Here is a 19,063-nt window from a genome sequence, read left to right as displayed (position 1 = left end):
GACGCGCTAGGGTCGGGTCGTGGCGGCGCGGAGATCAAAGATTCCAGCAACGAGGTATCCGGTCGAGCGGTTCACCCTCGACAACGGCCTACGGGTGGTGCTGACCCCGGACCGTAGCGCGCCGGTGGTCGGCGTGGCGGTCGTCTACGACGTGGGCATCCGCTCCGAGCCGGAGGGGCGGACGGGCTTCGCCCACCTCTTCGAGCACCTGATGTTCCAGGGGTCGGCGAACCTGGAGAAGCTCGCCCACTTCAGGTACGTGCAGGGCGCCGGTGGGACCTTCAACGGCTCCACCCACCTCGACTACACCGACTACTTCGAGACGTTGCCGAGCAACGCCCTCGAACGCGCGCTCTTCCTGGAGGCCGACCGGATGCGCGGTCCCCGGCTGACCGAGGAGAACCTGCGCAACCAGGTCGACGTGGTCAAGGAGGAGATCCGGGTCAACGTGCTCAACCGCCCGTACGGCGGTTTCCCCTGGCTGCGGCTGCCGCCGATCATGTTCGACACCTTTCCGAACGCGCACGACGGCTACGGTTCCTTCGACGACCTGGAGAGCGCCACCGTCGAGGAGGCGGCCGACTTCTTCGACCGCTACTACGCCTGCGGCAACGCGGTCCTCGCGGTCAGCGGGGACCTGGACGTGGCGCAGACCCAGGAACTGGTCGAACGGCACTTCGGCTCGGTCCCGGCACGGCCCGCCCCGGTGCGGCCGAGTTTCGCCGAGCCCGACCTCACCGCCGAGCGGCGGCAGGCGTACACCGACCGGCTGGCGCCCCTGCCCGCGGTCGCCACCGCCTGGCGGGTGCCGGACCCGGTCGCCGACCTGACCAGTTACCTGCCGTACGTGGTGCTGGCCGAGGTGCTCACCGACGGTGACGCCTCCCGGCTGGTCGAGCGGTTGGCACTGCGGGACCGGACGGTCACCAGCATCGGCGGCTACCTCGGTCTGATGGGCGAGCCGTTCGGCGTACGGGACCCCACGGCACTGCTGGTCGAGGCGCACCTGCCGCCCGGTGGGGACGTGGACAAGGTGCTCCGGACGATCGACGAGGAGGCCGCCCGGGTGGCCACCGACGGGCTGGTCGACGGTGAACTGGCCCGGACCCAGGCCCGGATGGCCACCCACCTGTTGCGTGGCACCGACGCGGTGCTCGGCCGGGCCTTGCAGATGGCCGTGCTGGAACAGCAGCGCGGCGCCCCCGACCTCCTCAACGACCTGCCCCGGCTGATCGGCGAGGTCACCGAGGAGCAGGTACGGGCCGCCGCCGCCAGCCTGCGTCCGGAACGCCGGGCGGCCGTCGAGGTCATCCCCGGAGGAACGAAGTGACGCTCTCCCTGCCCGCGCTGGGGCCGAACCGCAAGCTCAAGGTGCCGACCGGGGCCGAGCGGACGCTGTCCAACGGGCTGACCGTGATCGCCATCCGCCGGCCCTCCGTGCCCCTGGTCGAGTTGCGCCTCTGGGTGCCGTTCGGCCGGGCGCCGCTGGCCCGGGGCGTACTCCTGTCGCAGACCCTGCTCTCCGGCACCAGCACCATGTCCAACCTGGACATCGCCGCCGAGTTGCAGAAGGTGGGCGGCGGGTTGGCCGCCGGGGCGGACCCGGACCGCCTGATGATCTCCGGCAACGGGCTGGTCAGCGGCCTGGACCGGATTCTGGAGCTGCTTGCCGAGGTGGTCACCGACGCGGCCTATCCGTCGGGTGAGGTCGCCAACGAGCGGGACCGGATGATCGAGCACATCCAGGTGGCGAAGAGCCAGCCGGCGCACCTGGCCCGGGAGGCGCTGCTGCGCCGGATGTACGGCAAGCACCCGTACGCGGTGCAGACGCCGGAGCCGGAGCAGGTCCGGGCGGTCCGGGCGGCCCAGCTCCGTACGCTGCACGCCGACCGGGTGCACCCGAACGGGGCGGTGCTGGTCATCGTCGGTGACGTACGGCCGGAGCGGGCGCTGGACGCCGCCGAGGCGACCCTGGGCCAGTGGAAGGGTGCGGGGCGGCCGGTCGAACTGCCGCCCGCGCCGGCGCTGACGTCCGGTCCGCTGGTGCTGGTCGACCGCCCCGACTCGGTGCAGTCGTCGCTGCGGATGGCGCTGCCGGCGGTGCCGCGTACCCACCCGGACCACGCGCCGCTGCACCTGGCGAACCTGATCTTCGGCGGTTACTTCTCGTCCCGGTGGGTGGAGAACATCCGGGAGGACAAGGGCTACACGTACGGGCCGCATTCGGTGATCGAGCACGCGTTGGCCGGTTCGGCGTTGATCGTCGCCGCCGACGTGGCCACCGAGGTGACCGGTCCCGCGCTGCTGGAGACGGTGTACGAGCTGGGTCGGCTGGCGTCGCTGCCACCGAAGGAGGACGAGCTGGAGCAGGCCCGGCAGTACGCTCTCGGCACCCTGCAACTCGGCATGTCGACGCAGGCGGGGCTGGCCGCGCTGGCGAGCGCGTACGCCGGTTTCGGGTTGCGGCTGGACTTCCTCGCCGAGCACTCGGCCCGACTGGCCCGAGCCACCCGGGACGAGGTGGCCGCCGCCGCGGCGAAGTATCTGGCGCCGTCGAGGGCGGTCACCGTCGTGCTCGGTGACGCCGCCCGGATCGCCGGGCCGCTCGCCGCGCTGACCCCGGTCGAGTCCCCGGCCGAGTCGTCGTGACTGGTCTGGCCGACCCCGACGGTCCGCCGTTGGCCCGTACCACCCTGGACCGGGCGGCACACCGGCGAGACGATCCGGAGTGGCTGGCGCGGGCGTGGGAGCAGGCCCGGGTGCTGGTGGTGGACATCGCCGGGGGTGGTCGGGCGCTGGTCGGTGTCGGCCCGGGCCGGCCCACGCTGCTGCTGTTGGCCGCGTCGGAGGTGCCGGAGGGGACCAGTGTGCGGCTCTTCCTCGGGGTGGAGCCGGACGGCACCCCGGTCTTCGCGGTCGACGGGCCGTTGCCGGTTGTGCCGGAGACCCGGATCGTCTCGCTGCGTGAGGTGGGGCACCTGCTCACCGACTCCGACGCCGGGCTCTTCACCACTGCCGTGGCGTTGGGCAACTGGCACGCGCGGCACGCGTACTCCTCGATCACCGGACTGCCGACCACGGTGACCGACGCGGGTTGGACGCGGGTCGACGAGAGCGGCGCCCACATCTGGCCGCGTACCGATCCGGCGATGATCGTCCTGGTGCACGACGGCAAACCGGGTCCGGACGGGCGGTGCCTGCTCGGGAACAACGCGGCCTGGCGCCCGCACGACGGGGTGCGCCGTTTCTCCTGTCTGGCCGGGTACGTCGAGCCGGGGGAGTCAGCCGAGGCGGCGGTGCACCGGGAGGTGTCGGAGGAGGTCGGGATCGGTCTCGACCACGTGGAGTACGCGGGCAGTCAGGCGTGGCCGTTCCCCGGCTCGTTGATGCTGGGCTTCCTGGCCCATGCCGATCCGGCGCAGCCGGTGCGGGTCGATCCGGCGGAGATCGCGTTCGCCCGCTGGTTCACCCGTCGGGAGATCGCCGATGTGCTGGCCGGTACGCCGGTCGACGCGGACGAGGGGAACCGGGTGGGGATGCCGCCGCCGTCGAGTATCGCGCTCTACCTGGTGCATCGCTGGCTCGACGAGTCCTGAGCCGGCTGGAGGCGAAGCCCCACGGCCCGGTCCGGGGCGGGTGCCCCGGTTGACGAATCTTGGCCCGTGACCGTCGTTGCCGCGGCGGTCACGGGCCAAGATCATTGCCGTCGCGGCCGGCTGTGGCGTGGTGCACGGCGGGGGAGCCGGGCCGGCGTACGACGGTCGATCATCGGGTGGTGCGTGGTGGTGCGCTGGTGCCGGCCGGCTGCTCCTGCCACTCGGCCGGTGGTCGGCACCGGGTGTCGCGTAGTGGCAGAACCTTCACCCGCTGTCGTCCGGACCGTACGGCCCCGACGGTGGAGAGGGCGCGGGCCAGTATCAGGGCGGCGTCCAGGTCGTCCGCGCGGACGATCTGGCGGCGGTGCTCGGGGGCGGTCTGTTCATCGCGGAGGCGGCCTCCGCCGGCCCAGATCGCGGCCAGGTCGTCGTCGGCAGCGGTACGGATGTCGGTGCGAACGATCAGAAACCGCATGGGCGTCTCCGGGGTGAACCGTGACGGATGATGTTCGTGCAATCACTGAACGGAGTCAGTTCGTGGAACTTCCATGTAGCCCCACACGCCATGTTACGCACCGGAGCGCCACCGGCAAGTGATACGCGCTGATTGATTTCGCGGGTCAGCCAAATGGGTGATGGCTGCTCAGTGCCGGTGTCGCAATTGATCACCGGTCGGCGAAGGTCATCACGTCGGCCGGGGAAACGTCAATCCGTTGCGTCACAAGGTGACTGAGCGCTTCTGTCGGCTCCGTTGTGGAACCACACACGGTTGATCCGACCTCGGGACACCGACCCACAGCGGCCCGGACAGGATCCGGGCGGCCGGCCCGCGTGGTGTCGGTGCCGACCGCCCGCTCTCGTTGATCCGGGACCCGGGTGGGAGATGTCGCTCAGTTCAGGTCGAACTCGCCCTCGGCGAGGACCAGGCCGAATTCGTTCTCGACGAAGGTCAGATCGAACTCGCCGTCCTTGGCGCCGGCGATGAAGTCCAGCCACCGGGTACGGGCGAAGACCAGGACCGGGCCGCCCCGGTCCTTGCTGTCGCGCAATGCCACCGGTGCCCGGTCGTCGCCGAGCGGGGCAACCTCGACGCAGTTCGAGGTCTGGCTGCGTGAACTGGTCCGCCAGGCGGCACGGGCGAGATGCTCGCCGAGCGGCTCCGGCGCCGGGGACGTCCGGGCTGTCTCCATGGTCAGCTCCTACCTGACTGGTGCATCGTGACGGGTGGCCGTCCCTCCAACGGCGCCCGGCCGCGGGGAGTCACTGCCCGGTCAGGCGTTCGGTTCGCCGCCGCTGGGTCGGGGGAGTCACCGGCCCCCGGGACGGCGCCGGTCGCCCCGGGTCGCCGTACCCCCGCCCGGCCATCTCGGCCAGCCACGACAGCGTGTCCTCCGGGGTCATCGCCGCCGACTGCAGCCACTCGAAGACCACCGTATAGCGGTCCAGTTCGTCGCGGTCGTTGAGCACCTGGTTGGTGGAGTGTCCCTCGATCGCCAGCGTCTCCGGGTCCTGCGGATCGGCGAACCGGTAGAGCGAGAAGCCGGTGTGCGGCATGTACCAGTTGGCGACCCGGGCGTCCCTGGTCAGCACCTGCAAGGTCACGTTCGGCAGGGTGGCGAGCTTGCAGAGCTGGTTGAGCTGCGCCCGTACGACCTCCGGCGGTCCGGCCCGCCGGCTCAGCGCGGACTCCTCCAGCACCGCGGAGTAGCGCGGTGGGGCCACCTCCCGGGTGAGGAGCAACTGGCGGGACATCCGGGCCTCGACCTCGGTCTCCGGATCGTCCACGTCCGACCCGGCGTCGGCGGTGTGGTTGCCCAACGGACGGAAGGAGACGATCCGGGTACGGGCGTACTCCCTGGTCTGGAGCAGTCCGGGGACGACGAAGGGGCTGTACTCGCGAATGTCCGCGCAGCCGGCCTCCAACTCGGCGAAGCTGCGCTGGCGTGGGGTCATCGCCCGGTACGAGCGCAGCCAGCTCCGTACGTCGCCCGCCTCACGGGTGATCGCTTCGAGTTCGTCACGCAACGGTCCGGTGACCCCGTAGAGCTCCAGCAGGTCGCGTACGTCGCGCGGGTCGGGTCGACTGCGGCCGTTCTCCAGCCGGGAGAGTTTCGACGCGGACGCCCAGCCGATCTGCTCGATGACCTGGTCACCGGTGAGTCGGGCGGTCTCGCGCAGACGGCGTAGCTCCAGGCCGAGTCGGCGTCGGCGCAGGTGCGGGCTCGGCGGCGTACCTTTTGGTTGGGTCGGGTTGGGTTGAGCTGGAGGCAACGGGTCCTCGCTCTCGATCGTGTCGTGCCCGACGGTTGCCGGGCACCGTGTCGAGCCCGACGGTTGCCGGGCGATGACCGGTTCAGACTGCCCCCCACGGTCAGTATGCCGGTCGTCGCACTCCGCCGACGAACCGTGCGCGGCGTGTCCTAGAAAGGATCTCTTTCCAAAGAAAGCTTTCGAAAGCTACGCTTCCGGCCATGCCGCAACCGGCCGTCGGGGACATCCGGGACCCACGGATGCTGCGCGCCATGGCCCACCCGCTCCGGTTGCGCATTCTCGACGCGGTGGCCTTCTGTGGCTCGGCCACCGCCACGGAGGTCGCCGAGCAGGTCGGTGAGAGCCCGGCGAACTGTTCCTGGCACCTGCGCCAGCTGGCCCGATACGGCTTCGTCGAGGAGGCCGGCGGAGGCACCGGGCGCCAGCGACCCTGGCGGATCGTGCTCGACCGGCACCGCTGGGGCCCCGGCGGTGCGGAGTCGACCCGGGTGGGGCAGGCCGCCCACCAGGTCCTGCTCGACGTCGAATACCAGGCGTTGCGGGAATGGCTGGGCAACCGGCACGAAGAATCTCCACAGTGGCGCGGCGCGGGCTTCCTCACCCAGGCGGTCGGCTGGTGTACGCCCGCGCAACTCGCCGAGATCGGGGCGGCCATCAACGAGGTGCTGGCCCGCCGACTGCCCGACCCGATCGACCCCGAAGCTCGACCCCTCGATTCGCGACCGGTCCGCTTCATTGCCTGGGGCGTGCCGGCTCGGCCATCCGAGCCGGCCACCGCCGACGACGGCTGACGCCGTTCCCCGTGCACGAAGGGACCCCCTCGTCATGCGTGCCATCCTCCGCCGCCCCGACTTCCGACTCCTCTTCGGAGGGCTCGTCGCCAGCATGGTCGCCGAGTCGATCCTGCTCCTAGCGCTCGCCATCTGGGTCAAGGACCTGACCGGCTCCGACGGGATGGCCGGAGCGACCGTTTTCGCGATCGTGGCGCCCATGGCGCTGGCGCCACTGGTCGGCTGGATGGTGGACCGGTTCCGTCGGCGGCCCTTCTTCATCGGTGTCAACCTCTGCACCGCGCTCCTGCTCACCCCGCTCTACGCCGTCCAGGACCGGGGCGACGTGTGGATCATCTACGGGGTCGGCGCCCTCTACGGGCTCTCCTACATCGCACTGAGCGCGACCCTGATCGGGCTGATCAAGGAGATCGTCCCGGGGGACCTGCTGGCCGAGGCGAACGCCACCCTGCAAACCGTCAAGCAGGGGCTGCGGCTGGTCGGTCCGCTGGCCGGCGCGGCGCTCTACGCCGGGTTCGGCGGCTGGGCGCTGGCCACGCTCGGTGCGCTGGGCTTTCTCACCGCGGCTGCCGCGGTGAGTCGGATGCGGGTACGGGAAGCCGCCCCCTCGCCCGCCCAGCCGCGCTGGCTCGCGGAGATCGGCGCCGGCGGACGGCACATGCTCGGCGACCCGGCCCTGCGCCGGGGGGTGGTCGGCACCTCGTTGACCATGCTGGTGCTCGGGTTCAGTGAGTCGCTGATCTTCGCGTACGTCGACCGGGGGCTCGGCCACCCACCCGCCTTCGTCGGCGTACTGCTGACCGTGCAGGGGGTCGGCGGCCTGCTCGGTGGCCTGTCGTCCGCCACGATCGTGGGGCGCCTGGGTGAGGTCGGAGCCCTCGCCACCGGGGTGGGGATCTTCGCGCCGGCGGTGCTCGCCCTGGTCCACCCGAATCTGTGGCTCGGGTTCGTCGCGATGGTGATGGCCGGCTTCGCGCTGCCGATCGTGATCGTCTCGCTCAACACGCTGACCCAGCGCCGTACCCCGGTGCTGCTGGTCGGCCGGGTCGCGGCGGCCTCCGAGGCGGTGGTCAGCGGTCCGCAGTCGCTCTCCATCGGGCTCGGTGCGGTGCTGGTCGGCGCGGTCGACTACCGGCTGCTCTTCGCGCTGATGGCGGCGGCCATGCTCGCCGTGGCCCGCTACCTGTGGCTGGGCCGTCGCCTCTCCCCACCCTTGGCGCCCCGACCCACGCCGCTTGACGACGCTCTGCCGGAGGTCAGGATCCCCAACGCGACCCCCACCCCCGAGCCAACCGCCTGATCCCGCCCGACCATCCCGTACCCCTGGTCGATCATGAAGTTGGCGGCGTGACACGCCGGAGGCGGAGCGCCAACTTCATGATCGACAACAGCGGGTGGGGCGATCGGGCGGGGATGGTTCAGCTGGTGGCGGCGGAGGAGGCCGCCAGGCGGGCCTTGACCTGGGTGATCGAAGGGTTGGTGAGGGCGGTGCCGTCGGGGAAGAGGACGGTGGGCACGGTGGCGTTGCCGCCGTTCACGCTCATCACGTACTGCTCCGCCGCCGGGTCCTGCTCGATGTCGACGACCTGGTAGCCGATCCCCTCCCGATCAAACTGAGACTTGAGCCGGTGGCAGTAGCCGCACCAGGACGTCGAGTACATGGTCAGCATGATCAGGTCCTCCAGATGTTCGTCGATCGACAGGCTAACCGCTGCAACGCCGGAGCCGACTGCGATGATTCCTAGCTGTGGCGGTTGACTCAAGCGCGGAACGGGTGCTGGCCGGACTCGACCCCGAGCAGCGCGCCGCGGTGACGGCGGTGGCCGGCCCGGTCTGCATCCTGGCCGGCGCCGGCACCGGAAAGACCAGGGCGATCACACACCGGATCGCGTACCGGGCGCTCTCCGGCGAGATCGCCGCCCGGCACGTGCTCGCGGTCACCTTCACCGCGCGGGCCGCGGCCGAGATGCGGGCCCGGCTCACCGCGCTCGGCGTCGGCGGTGTCCAGGCCCGTACGTTCCACGCCGCCGCGCTGCGCCAGGTCCGCTACTTCGCGCCCCGGCTGCTGGAGGGGCGGCCGATGCCCGAACTGCTCGACAGCAAGGTACGCCTGGTGACCCTGGCCGCCGCCCGATCCGGGTTACGGACCGACCGGGCCGCCGCCCGGGACCTCGCCGGCGAGATCGAGTGGGCCAAGTCGTCGCTGGTCGAGCCGGCGGAGTACGTGGTGGCCGCGGCGAAGGCGCTGCGGGAGACCCCGCACGAGCCCGCCCGGGTGGCCGAGGTGTTCGCCGCGTACGAGCAGATCAAGCGCGCCAACGGGGTGATCGACTTCGAGGACATGCTCCGGGCGGCGGTCTGGGGCATCGAGGAGCACCCGGACGTCGCCGAGCAGGTACGCGCCCAGTACCGGCACTTCGTCGTGGACGAGTACCAGGACGTCAACCCGCTCCAGCAGCGGCTGCTCGACGCCTGGCTCGGCGGGCGGGACGACCTGACCGTGGTCGGCGACGCCAGCCAGACCATCTACTCGTTCACCGGGGCGACCTCGGGATACCTGGTCGACTTCCCCCGTCGCCGTCGGGACGCGGTGGTGATCCGGTTGGTGCGGGACTACCGCTCCACCCCGCAGGTGGTGGGGCTGGCCAACGCGGTGATCCGGCAGGCCCGGGGCACCGAGGCGCAGCTCCGGCTGGAACTGGTCGGACAGCGACCCCCGGGCGCCGAACCGGACCTGCGGATCTTCCCCGACGAGCCGACCGAGGCGGCGGCGGTCGCGGCCCGCTGCCGGCAGCTCGTCGCCGCCGGCACGCCGGCCCGGGAGATCGCCGTGCTGTTCCGTACCAACGCCCAGTCGGAGGCGTACGAGAAGGCGCTGGCCGAGGCGGAGGTGCCGTACCTCGTACAGGGCGCCGAGCGGTTCTTCGAGCGGACCGAGGTGCGCCAGGCGATGATCGCGTTGCGCTCCGCCGTCCGCTCGACGCCGGCAGGGACACCGCTGGTCCAGGCCGTGGTGGACGCGCTGGCCGCGGTCGGCTGGGCCCGCGAGCAACCCCCGCCGGGTGGTGCGGCCAGGGAACGCTGGGAGGCGCTCGCCGCGCTGGTCCAGCTCGCCGAGGAGTACGCGAGAACGCCCAATCTCCTCCCGATCGGGGATGCCACCGTGGCGACCGCCCGGGGCGGGGTCTCCGGTCACGCGGTCACCGGCGACCCGGTCGGCTGGGTGGAGCGGGCGGTGTCGCTCGCCGAGTTCGGCGAGGAGTTGCAGCGGCGGGCGACCCAGCAGCACGTTCCGACCGTGGACGGGGTCACCCTGGCCTCCCTGCACTCGGCGAAGGGCTTGGAGTGGGACGCGGTGTTCCTGGTCGGGCTCGCCGACGGCACTCTGCCGACCACGTACGCGAAGACGGCGGAGCAGGTCGAGGAGGAGCGGCGGCTGCTCTACGTCGGGGTGACCCGGGCCAGACAGTGGCTCTGGTTGTCGTACGCCTCGGCGCGCTCGCCCGGTGGACGGCCCCGGCGACCGTGCCGCTTCCTGCCACAGTTCGACCGTTCCGGCGGGGAGCGGGCGACGCCCACCGCCGTCGAGGGCCGGAAACCCGACCCTCGACGTAACCGGGTCGTCTCCTGTCGGATCTGCGGAGCGACCCTGCTCGCCGGGGTGGACCGCAAGCTGGGGCGGTGCGCGGACTGTCCGTCGGATCTCGACGACGAGCTGTACCGGCGGCTGTACGACTGGCGGGCCCGGGTCGCCAGCGCCCAGAAGGTCCCCGCGTACGTGGTGTTCACCGACGCGACCCTGACCGCGCTGGCCGAGCGGCGTCCGGTGGCACCGGACGGCCTGTTGGCGATCGCCGGCATCGGTCCCCGCAAGCTCGGCCTGTACGGCGAGGCGGTGCTCGCTCTCGTCGGCGGCGCGGTGGTGGACGAGTTGGTCCCGGAAAAAACTTCGATAATCGACCCGTAAAACCGTTTGCCCTCGCCCCCGGATGAGGAATAGCCTCAAGGCACACCTCGCGAGCTGGGGCTTTCGCCCTGCTCAAGAGGGGTAATGACATGTTGGTAACGAGTGTGAGACAGGAGGCGAGACCAGTGGCGATCTACCTGAACGAGCGACCGTCGGTGCAGCCGACTGTGCTCGCACCGGTGTGGATGGACAGGGCTCTGCTCTCCGTCTGCACTCCGTTGATTCCACAGGCGTACCAGGCCTCGGTTCAGGCCGAGCTGGTGCAGGCCGAGCTGGTGCAGGCCGACCTGGTTCAGACCGAGCTGGTCCAGGCCGCCGTGTCCGCCGGAATCAATGGCAGCAGTGGCTTCACGGGCGAAGGCATCCACCTGGGCAAGAAGCGGATGGATGTTCGCGGTGTTCCACCTCGAGGAAGGCCGGTCTGATCTACAGACCACCGGCTCACCTCGAGGCCGCGGAACCCGCTTACCGGGATCCGCGGCCTCAGTTTTTGTATCGCCACAAGTACGTAGGAACAGCGATCCACGAGATCGAAGCGCGAGAGAGAGGTGACCGGGCGATGAGTCTGGCGTTGGCCCCCCTTGACCTGAGCGTCGAGCTGGAGGCGAATCTGCCCTGCCGGAAGTTCGACCCCGACCTGTGGTTCGCCGACTCGCCCACCGAGCTGGAGCTCGCCAAGTCGCTCTGCGGGGACTGCCCGCTGCGCGTCGAGTGCCTGGCTGGTGCGGTGGATCGGGCGGAGCCGTGGGGCGTCTGGGGCGGCGAGATCTTCGAGCGTGGCGCGGTCGTTCCGCGCAAGCGGCCCCGGGGCCGTCCGCGTAAGGAGGACGTCGCACGGGACGTGATGTTGCGGGTCGAGGCCGAGGCGCGGTTGGCGGCCGATGGGCTGTCCGACTCGCGTGGCGCTGTCCGGTTGGCGGCCTGACATGAACCCGATCGAGGTGTACGCCGGCACCCTGCCGGTACCGAACGTCTATCCGAACACCGTGAGCAGAAACCCCGTTGGAGTTGAAGAGATGTATCTCATCCACGAAGCGTTGTCCCGGGCCCGAATGCGACTGCCTCAGGCCGGTCGTAACACCACGCGCACTGAGGCAACCCGATCCGCCCGTGTCATCGCGCTCGAGGCCCGCCGTCGGGCCGCCCGCGATCTGGGCTCCTTCTGATCCCTGGCACGGTTGCGCCCCGATGAATCGGGCGCAACCGCTCCACACCCCGCTGGTCGGTAACCGATCAGCCTGACGAACGAGAGCGGACCCGGGTGCCACTGGCGCATCCGGGTCCGCTCTCGTCATGTGTGCCGGGCTGGTCCGGCCGCCCGGTTCAGGCGGGTGGGGCGAATCCGGGTAGCCAGCGCTCCACGATCGCCCGGTACGGGGCTTTCGCCTCCAGTTGGGAGAGGATCCCGATCGAACCGAGCGTGACCCGGTGGATCAGCAGGTACGACGGCGGCAGGTTGAGCTGCCGGCTCAGCTGGTACGCCGGTGACCTCGGGTTGGTGAGCCTTCCGGCCTCGACCCGCAGCCAGGCACGGGTGAAGCGGAACTCCTCCACGGAGAGCGGCTCCAGCACCGGCATGATGAAGTCGAGGACCGCCTCCGCGTCGATCACCTCGTCCGGTTTGATGAAGCCCTCGCCCCGCAGGCCGTCGACCACGGCCTCGGCCTCGCCGGCGAGCGCCAGCCGGACCAGCCGCCCGACCGGTTCGGGGTGGCCGCCGGGGAGCCGGGCCACCGCACCGAAGTCGATCACCCCGAGTCGGCCGTCCGCCAGCAGCCGGAAGTTGCCCGGGTGCGGGTCGGCGTGGAGCAGCCCGGCCCGGCCGGGGGCGGAGAAGTGCAGGGTGGCGAGGTGCCGCCCGGCCTGGTTGCGCTCTTCCTCGGTGCCGCTGGCGATGATCTGGGACAGCGGGGTGCCGTCGACCCAGTCGGTGACCAGTACCCGCGGACTCGCCGCCACCACCTCGGGTACGAAGATCTCCGGGTCGCCCGCGTACGCGGCGGCGAAGGCGCGCTGCGATTCCGCTTCGAGTTCGTAGTCGAGTTCCTCGCTGATCCGGTCACGCAGTTCGGCGAGGAGCGGTTTGATGTCGAGCCCGGGCTGGATGGCCCGGAACATGGTGCCGAGCCGGGAGAGCTGCTTGAGGTCGGCGAGCAGGGCGTCGCCGGCTCCGGGGTACTGCACCTTGACCGCCACCGGTCGGCCGGTGGCGGCGGCGCGGGCGGTGGTCTTCGTGCCCCGGCGGCGGGTCCCGGCCGGGACGACCGGGGGGCCGTTCCAGATCGCCTGGTGGACCTGCCCGATACTCGCCGCCGCGGCTGGTTTGTCATTGAATTCCAGGAAGTACGACTGCCAGTCCGGTCCGAGCTGTTCGCTCAGCACCTTGTGCACGCTCGCCACCGGCAGCGGCGGCGCCGATTCCTGGAGCTTGGTCAGGGCCTGTCGGTAAGGCGCGGCGATCTCCTCCGGCAGCGCCGCCTCGAACACCGAGAGCGCCTGGCCGAACTTCATCGCGCCGCCCTTGAGCTGTCCGAGCACACTGAACAGCTGTTCGGCCGTACGTTGCTGAATCTCGGCTGAGATCACCTCCGAGGCGAGCCCGGTGACGCGCTTGCCGACGCCGAGCACGGTCCGACCGGCGAAGCCGAGCGGCAGGGCGGCTAGCTTGGCGGTCCGGGAGACGGCCCGGCGCGGGATGTCGGTCACCAGATCATTGTTACCGACTTTCGGTGGTCACGGCCGCCGTCACCGGGTGGCCCGGGCCACGGCGACCCCGGTGTCCGTTATTCCGTGGCGGTTGAACGTCGTCGACGCCGCCGTGACGTGCAGCCACAGGCGGGGTGTGGGGGCCAGGCCCGGCGGCGAAATCGCCCCGGTGTCCGAATCTCGACCGCCGCTCCGACGGTCTCCGGTGAGCCGCCGTCGAGAAATCCGAGCACCTCGCCGGTGGCGTATCCGACTGCGGAGATCAGCGTCGGGGTGCTGCAGGGCTGGAGCGCGGGTTCCCCGGCGAGTTGCGCGGCGAGTTCCGGCCAGCCCGGGTCCCGGTCACGGCGGTGCAGGTCGCGGCAGTTGAGGCAGGGAGAGCCGGTGGCGGGGACCAGCGGCCCGACCACGGGTACGCCGTCGTGCAGGCTGAGCAGCAGGTGGGCCTGTCGGCGCTGGGCGTACCCGGCGGCGAGCAGGCCGGCCGGCCGGTCGGTGCCGACCTGGACCACCAGGTTGGCGCCGCCGCGGCGTACCGCCCGGGTCTCGGTGCCCGGCGCGGCGCGGGCGATGGCGTCGGCGACCGCCTCGGCCCGGGGACGGTGCAGGTCGGCGCTGACCGCCCCACCTCCGACCACGTCGGCCGCGTCCACCCGTCCGGTCAGGTCGGGCTGGACATGACCGACGCCGGCCTGGGCGAGGGCGACCGCGACCGGCCCGCCGAGCCGGCCCTGGCCGGTGACCACGACCCGGGCCGCCCGGCGGCGTCGCAGGAGTTGGGCGGGGGTGGCGGTCGCCTCGGGCCCGCGTAGGGCGATCGCGGTGGCTTCGCTGGTGAGCCGCTGCCGGTCCGGTTCGGGCAGGTCCGGGGGGAGCAGGGTGTGCGCGCCGACGACCAGGCCCGCGGTGCGCAGGGTGTCGATCAGCGTACGGGCGTCTTCCCGTTCGATCCGTAGGGCTTCCGCGTGGTCGAGGATCATGCGTTCGCTCCGGCTGCCGTCGAGCAGGTCGAGCAGGCGGGCGGCGCCGGGATCGGCCATTTCCAGCAGCACGGCGCGACTGGGGTCGAGGCCGAGTTGCAGGGTGTGCCGGTCGCGCCAGAGGCGGGCCAGGCCGGGGAGCAGGGTGGGGCGGGGGAGTGCGCTTCGTGTCATAGGTGACACGCTGTCATCGTTGCCCAACGATCAGTCGATCGTTATCCACAGGCAGTGGCAGCCATGCCGTGCACTATCCACAGGCTTTCGTGGGTTATCCACAACTGGCGAGTAACTAATGTCGTGCTCGGGACATCACAGCGGGTGTCCGCAGCGCGACAGAGGCGTGCCGGCCGTGATGCGGTGACGGGAAACGGGAAGGGGCGGCCGGTTGGCCGCCCCTTCCCCGCGAAGTGATAGCGCGTGGCGGTCAGACCTTGGCCTTGCCGAGGATCCGGTTGACCGTCGTTCCGCAGACGGGACATTTGCCCTTGGCCATGTTCATGCCCGTCTTGGACACCTCGACGTTGCCCTCGAAGTCACGCTTTTCCTTGCACTTGACGCAGTACCCGTTGTAGGTCTGGGCCTTGTCGGCCACGGTGCCCTCCTCTTCCGTCGGGTCACTCACCCAACGTCTGCCCGGCGGCGGGCCGCGAAGGCCCCGGCGCTGGGATCTCTGCGCGATCACCACTGTGTGACCGCCGGTCCGCGGACCCTACCCAGGTGCGGGAGGTTCCAGTCAGCAATGCGTCGGCACTGTGAGTAAGCCGACGACGAGAGTGTGCATGCCGGAATAGGTCGGATAAGTCAGTTTCGCAGGGACACGCCGGATGAACGCCTTCAGAACGGCATTCAGGGGTGCCGCGCAACAGCCCCGAGGTTGATCGTTTACCGTGGAGCCCGCCGCGTGTCGCTCAGCGTTCGTACGCCTCGGAGAGGCCGTGCCGCCCCCGCCGGCCGGGCCGGTCAAATAATTTTTTCGGACTGTAGGCCGCTAACCGGGATTTTCCCGGCGCGTGTCGATGGGTTGACTCTTGCGGTCACCTGGTCACTACGCATTAGTTTTCCTTCGTGAATGAAACCCGGGCTGTCGCGGACCGGTAATGGCTGGGGCGCGCAAGCCGGTCGTCGAGGTACGGCGCAGTGTGCGCCGGCGCCGGACGGTGTCCGCCTACCGCGACGGTGAGCGGGTCGTGGTGCTGATCCCGGACCAGTTCTCCCGCGCCGAGGAGAGCGAGTGGGTCGACCGGATGCTCGCCCGGCTGGCCGCCCGGGAGGAACGCAACGGTCGGTCCGACGACGATCTGCTGCTCCGGGCCCAACGGCTGATCGACCGATACCTCGCCGAGCACGGTCGGGTGGCCGTCCCGGCGAGCGTCCGGTGGGTCACCAACCAGAACGGGCGCTGGGGCTCCTGCACCCCGGCCGACCGCACCATCCGGATCTCGCACCGGGTCCAGGAGATGCCCGAGTGGGTGATCGACTACGTGCTCCTGCACGAACTGGCCCACCTCGTCGTACCGAGCCACAACGCCCGGTTCTGGGCCCTGGTGGGGCGCTACCCCAAGACCGAGCGGGCCCGGGGCTATCTGGAAGGGGTGGCCGCCGTCGCGGTCAACCTGACCGACTGAGCCGGCCAACGCCGGGCTAGATTCGTCGGATGGCCCGACGTCTGGTGGTGACACTGCTGGGACCGGTGCACTGGGCGCCCCCCGGCACCGACCCGATCCGCTGGCAAACCGCCCTGGCCGAGGACGTGGTCGACCTGATCGCCACGCTCAGTGAGGCCGAACCGGCGATCGCCGCGACCGCCGCCGAACGGCCGCTGGCCGACGCGGTGGCCTGGCCGGGAATGCCGATCTACGACCTTCCGGTCCGGACCGTGGGCGCGGCGCTCGCCGCGGCGGCCGCCGACGGCTACGACCAGGCGGCGGTGATCGTCGCCGACGCGCCCGACCTTCCCGGCCTGATCCTGGGCAAGTTACTCCGCCCGCTGAGCAGCCGGAAGGTGGCGGTCGCCCCGGCCGCCCCGACCGGCCCGGGATTGTTCGGGGTGGCGTCGCGGCTGCCCGCACCGGCCTGGCTCACCGAGGTCGACCTGGACACGACGGACGCGGACACGCTCCGGGCCGCCGCGCCGGACCCGACCGAGGTGGCGGTCGCTCCGGGCTGGCGCCGACTACGCGGCCCGGCCGACCTGGCCACCCTGGACGTGGCGGTCGAGGGCTGGGAGACCACCCGGGCGCTCCTCTCCGCCGGCTGACCGGCGGAGAGGAACCACCGGGTTCAGGAAGGGTTCTTGTCCCCGGGCTGCTCCGGGCCCTCGTCGGTCTGGTCACCGCTGATGCGGTCCCCGCCCGCCGGGCCGCCCGGCTGGGTGAAGTCGAACGAGTCCAGTTCGTCGAGGTCGAGCTGAGCGCGGGCGAAGCCCTCCGGGTCGGCGAACTCCTCGCCGGAGGGAAGCAGGTCCGGGTGCCCCCAGATGGCGTCGCGCCCGGCGATTCCCCGGTGCTCGGTCAGCGCCGCCCAGAGCGCCGCGGCCTCCCGCAGCCGCCTCGGCCGCAGCTCCAGTCCGACCAGAGCGGCGAAGGTCTGCTCGGCCGGTCCGCCCGCCGCCCGGCGGCGACGGAACGCCTCGCCGAGCTTGACCACGTTGGGCAGCCGTTCCGAGGCGGCGCTGTCGACGACGTGGCAGACCCACCCCTCGACCAGGGCCAACGCTGTCTCCAGGCGGGCCAGCGACGCCTTCTGTGACGGCGTGTCCTCCGGGGTGAAGATGCCCTCCAGGGCCAGCGCCTGCATCGACTCGGGATTGGTCGGGTCGACCCGCCCCATCGCCTCCTCGATCGCCTCACGGTTGACCGTGATGCCCGCGGCGTACGTCTCCACCGCGGTGAGGACATGCCCGCGCAACCACGGCACGTGCCCGAAGAGTCGCTGGTGGGCTGCTTCGCGGAGCGCCACGTAGAGCCGGACCTCGTCCTCCGGCAGTTCCAGGCCGGCGCCGTACTCCCGGATGTTCGCCGGGACCAGCGCGGCCGTGCCGGCCGGTCCGAGCGGAAGCCCGATGTCCCCGGCCGAGAGCACCTCGGCGGCGAGCGAGCCGAGCGCCTGGCCGAGCTGTCCGCCGAAGAGGGCCCCGCCGAGGGTGGCGACCATCGACTGCATCGGGCCGAGCTGGGCGCGGGCCTCCGGTGGCACCAGGTCGCCCATGGCCCCGACCATCCGGCCGGCGACCGGGTCGCAGAGCTTGCGCCAGACGTCGAGGGTCCGGAAGATCCACTCGTTGCGGTTCCACGCCACCGAGGTCTGGATGCCCGACGGGAGCGCGGAGCTGGGCTCCAGCCACAGGTCGGCGAGGCGCAGCGCCTCTTCCACAGCGTGTCGCTCGAACGGGGTGACCGCCGGGTCTCCGGTCGAGCTGAGCTGGCTGGCCGCCACCTGGCGGGCCAGGTCCCAGTTGACCGGGCCACTGCCCGGGGCGGCGAGCAGTTGCTGCAGCTGAGCCATGAACTGCTGCATCTGCTGCGGGTCGTTGGGGTCAGGTGGCTGGCCACCGGGGAGCGCGAAGCCGAACGGAATATCAGGCACCCGTCCACGGTACGCGCGCGAGGGGGCAGAATGCCGGTCCCCGAATTGTGCTCAGGGAGAACTAGGGGTTCGACCAGCGGGACCCCCATGAGGGCTCGGTACGCTCTGCCGCATGAGACGTCGCGGGGTCACAGTCCTGCTCGGTGCACTGCTCACCGCCCTGCTCAGCCTCGGCGTGGTCGGGACACCGATCCCGTACGTGGTGCTCGGACCCGGCCCCACGGTCAACACGCTGGGCTCCGAGGACGGCAAGGAGGTGATCAAGGTGACCGGCCGGGAGACCTCCAGCTCGGCGGGGCAGCTGCGGCTGACCACGGTCGGCGTACAGCCCGACGTGCGGCTGCTGTCGGCGATCTCCGGCTGGCTCTCCGACTCCGAGGCCGTGGTGCCGCGCGAACTGATCTACCCGCCGGGGCAGACGCAGCAGCAGGTCGACGAGCGCAACGCCGAGGACTTCACCGCGTCGCAGACCAGCGCCGAGACCGCCGCGCTGACCGAACTGGGCTTCCCGGTGCAGGTCACGGTCAAGGTCGTGACCCCGGGCGGGCCATCGGTGGACCGGCTCAAGCCCGATGACGTGATCACGACGGTGAACGGGCAGCCGGTCACCACCGCCACGAAGCTCACCGAGCTGGTCCGGGCCCAGCCGGCCGGCACCGCGCTCACCGTCGGCTTCCAGCGCGGCGGCGTCGCCTCGACCACCACCGTCACCACCACCGCGGCCAGCGGTCAGCCGCCACGGATCGGGGTGGAGATCGAGCAACGGCAGCCGCACCCGTTCGAGCTGCAGATCGACCTGAACGACATCGGCGGCCCCAGCGCCGGGCTCATGTTCACCCTGGGCATCATCGACAAGCTCACCCCCGACGACCTGACCGGCGGGAAGATCATCGCCGGCACCGGGACCATCGACGACGAGGGCAACGTCGGGCCGATCGGTGGCATCCCGCAGAAGCTGGTCGGGGCGAAGCAGGCCGGCGCGGTGTCGTTCCTGGTGCCGGCGGACAACTGCGCCGAGGCGGTCCGCAACCCCCAGCCGGGCCTGCCGCTGTACCGGGTGGCCACGCTCAAGGACGCACTCAACGCGTTGAATCTGCTACGCACCGGAGGTCAACCGCCACTCTGTTGACCTGACGTGTTCACCTTGGGCTCATCCCGCTCAGGTGG

20 protein-coding genes are annotated in these 19,063 nt (G+C 71.2%); 12 read left to right on the top strand and 8 right to left on the bottom strand.

The genetic code is table 11. From position 1 onward, the window contains the following. The first annotated feature begins 19 nt into the window (after nt 1–19). From BDK92_RS13845 to nudC, 3 genes are read left to right on the top strand one after another with little or no spacing between them, the layout of a single operon-like run. A complete protein-coding gene (locus BDK92_RS13845; RefSeq protein ID WP_121157083.1) occupies nt 20–1,330 on the top strand; it encodes a M16 family metallopeptidase in 1,311 nt (436 codons plus the stop codon). Beyond that, nucleotides 1,327–2,649, top strand: coding sequence for a M16 family metallopeptidase (locus BDK92_RS13840; protein ID WP_121157082.1), 1,323 nt, complete (start codon nt 1,327–1,329; stop codon nt 2,647–2,649). Before BDK92_RS13845 ends, BDK92_RS13840 begins: the two co-directional genes overlap by 4 nt. A 5-nt stretch (nt 2,650–2,654) precedes the next feature. Beyond that, on the top strand, nt 2,655–3,596 hold the full coding sequence (gene nudC, locus BDK92_RS13835; RefSeq protein ID WP_121162104.1) for an NAD(+) diphosphatase: 942 nt from the start codon (nt 2,655–2,657) through the stop codon (nt 3,594–3,596). A gap of 169 nt (nt 3,597–3,765) precedes the next feature. Here the strand turns inward: nudC and BDK92_RS13830 are convergent, their stop codons facing one another. The 3 genes from BDK92_RS13830 to BDK92_RS13820 form a co-directional block, all read right to left on the bottom strand. Then, on the bottom strand, nt 3,766–4,071 hold the full coding sequence (locus tag BDK92_RS13830; RefSeq protein WP_246017025.1) for a hypothetical protein: 306 nt from the start codon (nt 4,069–4,071) through the stop codon (nt 3,766–3,768). Nucleotides 4,072–4,486: 415 nt separating this feature from the next. Continuing rightward, nucleotides 4,487–4,786 carry a DUF397 domain-containing protein gene (locus tag BDK92_RS13825; protein ID WP_121157081.1) on the bottom strand — a complete coding sequence of 100 codons (300 nt, stop codon included), beginning with the start codon at nt 4,784–4,786 and terminating at the stop codon, nt 4,487–4,489. A gap of 70 nt (nt 4,787–4,856) precedes the next feature. Continuing rightward, on the bottom strand, nt 4,857–5,810 hold the full coding sequence (locus BDK92_RS13820; protein WP_246017520.1) for a helix-turn-helix domain-containing protein: 954 nt from the start codon (nt 5,808–5,810) through the stop codon (nt 4,857–4,859). Nucleotides 5,811–6,067: 257 nt separating this feature from the next. Here BDK92_RS13820 and BDK92_RS13815 point away from each other — a divergent pair, with 257 nt between their 5' ends. Beyond that, nucleotides 6,068–6,658 (top strand): winged helix-turn-helix domain-containing protein, encoded by a 591-nt coding sequence (locus tag BDK92_RS13815; protein ID WP_121157079.1) that lies wholly within the window; start codon nt 6,068–6,070, stop codon nt 6,656–6,658. Nucleotides 6,659–6,692: 34 nt separating this feature from the next. After that, nucleotides 6,693–7,958 (top strand): MFS transporter, encoded by a 1,266-nt coding sequence (locus BDK92_RS13810; protein WP_121157078.1) that lies wholly within the window; start codon nt 6,693–6,695, stop codon nt 7,956–7,958. A 118-nt stretch (nt 7,959–8,076) separates the two neighbouring features. Here BDK92_RS13810 and BDK92_RS13805 read toward each other — a convergent pair whose 3' ends face one another. Further along, on the bottom strand, nt 8,077–8,328 hold the full coding sequence (locus BDK92_RS13805) for a mycoredoxin (RefSeq protein WP_121157077.1): 252 nt from the start codon (nt 8,326–8,328) through the stop codon (nt 8,077–8,079). 77 nt (nt 8,329–8,405) lie between these two features. Here BDK92_RS13805 and BDK92_RS13800 point away from each other — a divergent pair, with 77 nt between their 5' ends. The 4 genes from BDK92_RS13800 (at nt 8,406) to BDK92_RS13785 (ending at nt 11,791) form a co-directional block, all read left to right on the top strand. After that, entirely contained in the window at nt 8,406–10,625 is a 2,220-nt protein-coding gene (locus BDK92_RS13800; protein WP_121157076.1) for an ATP-dependent DNA helicase UvrD2, read from the top strand. A 125-nt stretch (nt 10,626–10,750) separates the two neighbouring features. Next, nucleotides 10,751–11,050, top strand: coding sequence for a hypothetical protein (locus tag BDK92_RS13795; RefSeq protein WP_121157075.1), 300 nt, complete (start codon nt 10,751–10,753; stop codon nt 11,048–11,050). Nucleotides 11,051–11,184: 134 nt separating this feature from the next. Further along, the gene (locus BDK92_RS13790) at nt 11,185–11,550 is read left to right on the top strand and encodes a WhiB family transcriptional regulator (RefSeq protein WP_121157074.1); all 366 of its coding nucleotides are present in this window, start codon (nt 11,185–11,187) and stop codon (nt 11,548–11,550) included. Between the two features lies 1 nt (nt 11,551). Continuing rightward, nucleotides 11,552–11,791, top strand: coding sequence for a hypothetical protein (locus BDK92_RS13785; RefSeq protein ID WP_121157073.1), 240 nt, complete (start codon nt 11,552–11,554; stop codon nt 11,789–11,791). Between the two features lie 157 nt (nt 11,792–11,948). On the opposite strand, the gene BDK92_RS13780 is transcribed toward BDK92_RS13785, so the two are convergent. The 3 genes from BDK92_RS13780 to BDK92_RS13770 form a co-directional block, all read right to left on the bottom strand. After that, nucleotides 11,949–13,331, bottom strand: a complete 1,383-nt coding sequence (locus BDK92_RS13780; protein WP_121157072.1) for an ABC1 kinase family protein — start codon at nt 13,329–13,331, stop codon at nt 11,949–11,951. 77 nt (nt 13,332–13,408) lie between these two features. Next, nucleotides 13,409–14,485 (bottom strand): ThiF family adenylyltransferase, encoded by a 1,077-nt coding sequence (locus tag BDK92_RS13775; protein ID WP_121157071.1) that lies wholly within the window; start codon nt 14,483–14,485, stop codon nt 13,409–13,411. 250 nt (nt 14,486–14,735) lie between these two features. After that, entirely contained in the window at nt 14,736–14,903 is a 168-nt protein-coding gene (locus BDK92_RS13770; RefSeq protein WP_199736319.1) for a DUF5679 domain-containing protein, read from the bottom strand. A gap of 505 nt (nt 14,904–15,408) precedes the next feature. Between BDK92_RS13770 and BDK92_RS13765 the strand changes: the two genes are divergently transcribed. Next, entirely contained in the window at nt 15,409–15,936 is a 528-nt protein-coding gene (locus BDK92_RS13765; protein WP_121157069.1) for a M48 metallopeptidase family protein, read from the top strand. A gap of 29 nt (nt 15,937–15,965) precedes the next feature. Continuing rightward, nucleotides 15,966–16,568, top strand: a complete 603-nt coding sequence (locus tag BDK92_RS13760; protein WP_121157068.1) for a hypothetical protein — start codon at nt 15,966–15,968, stop codon at nt 16,566–16,568. 23 nt (nt 16,569–16,591) lie between these two features. Here BDK92_RS13760 and BDK92_RS13755 read toward each other — a convergent pair whose 3' ends face one another. After that, nucleotides 16,592–17,827 (bottom strand): zinc-dependent metalloprotease, encoded by a 1,236-nt coding sequence (locus tag BDK92_RS13755; RefSeq protein WP_121157067.1) that lies wholly within the window; start codon nt 17,825–17,827, stop codon nt 16,592–16,594. Between the two features lie 181 nt (nt 17,828–18,008). Here BDK92_RS13755 and BDK92_RS13750 point away from each other — a divergent pair, with 181 nt between their 5' ends. After that, the gene (locus tag BDK92_RS13750) at nt 18,009–19,025 is read left to right on the top strand and encodes a YlbL family protein (protein ID WP_121157066.1); all 1,017 of its coding nucleotides are present in this window, start codon (nt 18,009–18,011) and stop codon (nt 19,023–19,025) included. The last annotated feature ends 38 nt before the right edge of the window (nt 19,026–19,063 follow it).

Source organism: Micromonospora pisi, assembly GCF_003633685.1.
GTDB lineage: Bacteria > Actinomycetota > Actinomycetes > Mycobacteriales > Micromonosporaceae > Micromonospora_G > Micromonospora_G pisi.
Note: the sequence above shows the minus strand (reverse complement) of the source record. Positions and strands in the feature narration are given on the sequence as shown.

What these genes read in the sequence shown, in the direction of transcription:
- BDK92_RS13765 (WP_121157069.1), top strand. Translation starts at nt 15,409, where the DNA reads ATGGCTGGGGCGCGCAAGCCGGTCGTCGAGGTACGGCGCAGTGTGCGC.
- BDK92_RS13750 (WP_121157066.1), top strand. Translation starts at nt 18,009, where the DNA reads ATGAGACGTCGCGGGGTCACAGTCCTGCTCGGTGCACTGCTCACCGCC.
- BDK92_RS13810 (WP_121157078.1), top strand. Translation starts at nt 6,693, where the DNA reads ATGCGTGCCATCCTCCGCCGCCCCGACTTCCGACTCCTCTTCGGAGGG.
- BDK92_RS13805 (WP_121157077.1), bottom strand. Translation starts at nt 8,328, where the DNA reads ATGCTGACCATGTACTCGACGTCCTGGTGCGGCTACTGCCACCGGCTC.
- BDK92_RS13815 (WP_121157079.1), top strand. Translation starts at nt 6,068, where the DNA reads ATGCCGCAACCGGCCGTCGGGGACATCCGGGACCCACGGATGCTGCGC.
- BDK92_RS13790 (WP_121157074.1), top strand. Translation starts at nt 11,185, where the DNA reads ATGAGTCTGGCGTTGGCCCCCCTTGACCTGAGCGTCGAGCTGGAGGCG.
- BDK92_RS13775 (WP_121157071.1), bottom strand. Translation starts at nt 14,485, where the DNA reads ATGACACGAAGCGCACTCCCCCGCCCCACCCTGCTCCCCGGCCTGGCC.
- BDK92_RS13785 (WP_121157073.1), top strand. Translation starts at nt 11,552, where the DNA reads ATGAACCCGATCGAGGTGTACGCCGGCACCCTGCCGGTACCGAACGTC.
- BDK92_RS13760 (WP_121157068.1), top strand. Translation starts at nt 15,966, where the DNA reads ATGGCCCGACGTCTGGTGGTGACACTGCTGGGACCGGTGCACTGGGCG.
- BDK92_RS13830 (WP_246017025.1), bottom strand. Translation starts at nt 4,071, where the DNA reads ATGCGGTTTCTGATCGTTCGCACCGACATCCGTACCGCTGCCGACGAC.
- BDK92_RS13825 (WP_121157081.1), bottom strand. Translation starts at nt 4,786, where the DNA reads ATGGAGACAGCCCGGACGTCCCCGGCGCCGGAGCCGCTCGGCGAGCAT.
- BDK92_RS13755 (WP_121157067.1), bottom strand. Translation starts at nt 17,827, where the DNA reads ATGCAGCAGTTCATGGCTCAGCTGCAGCAACTGCTCGCCGCCCCGGGC.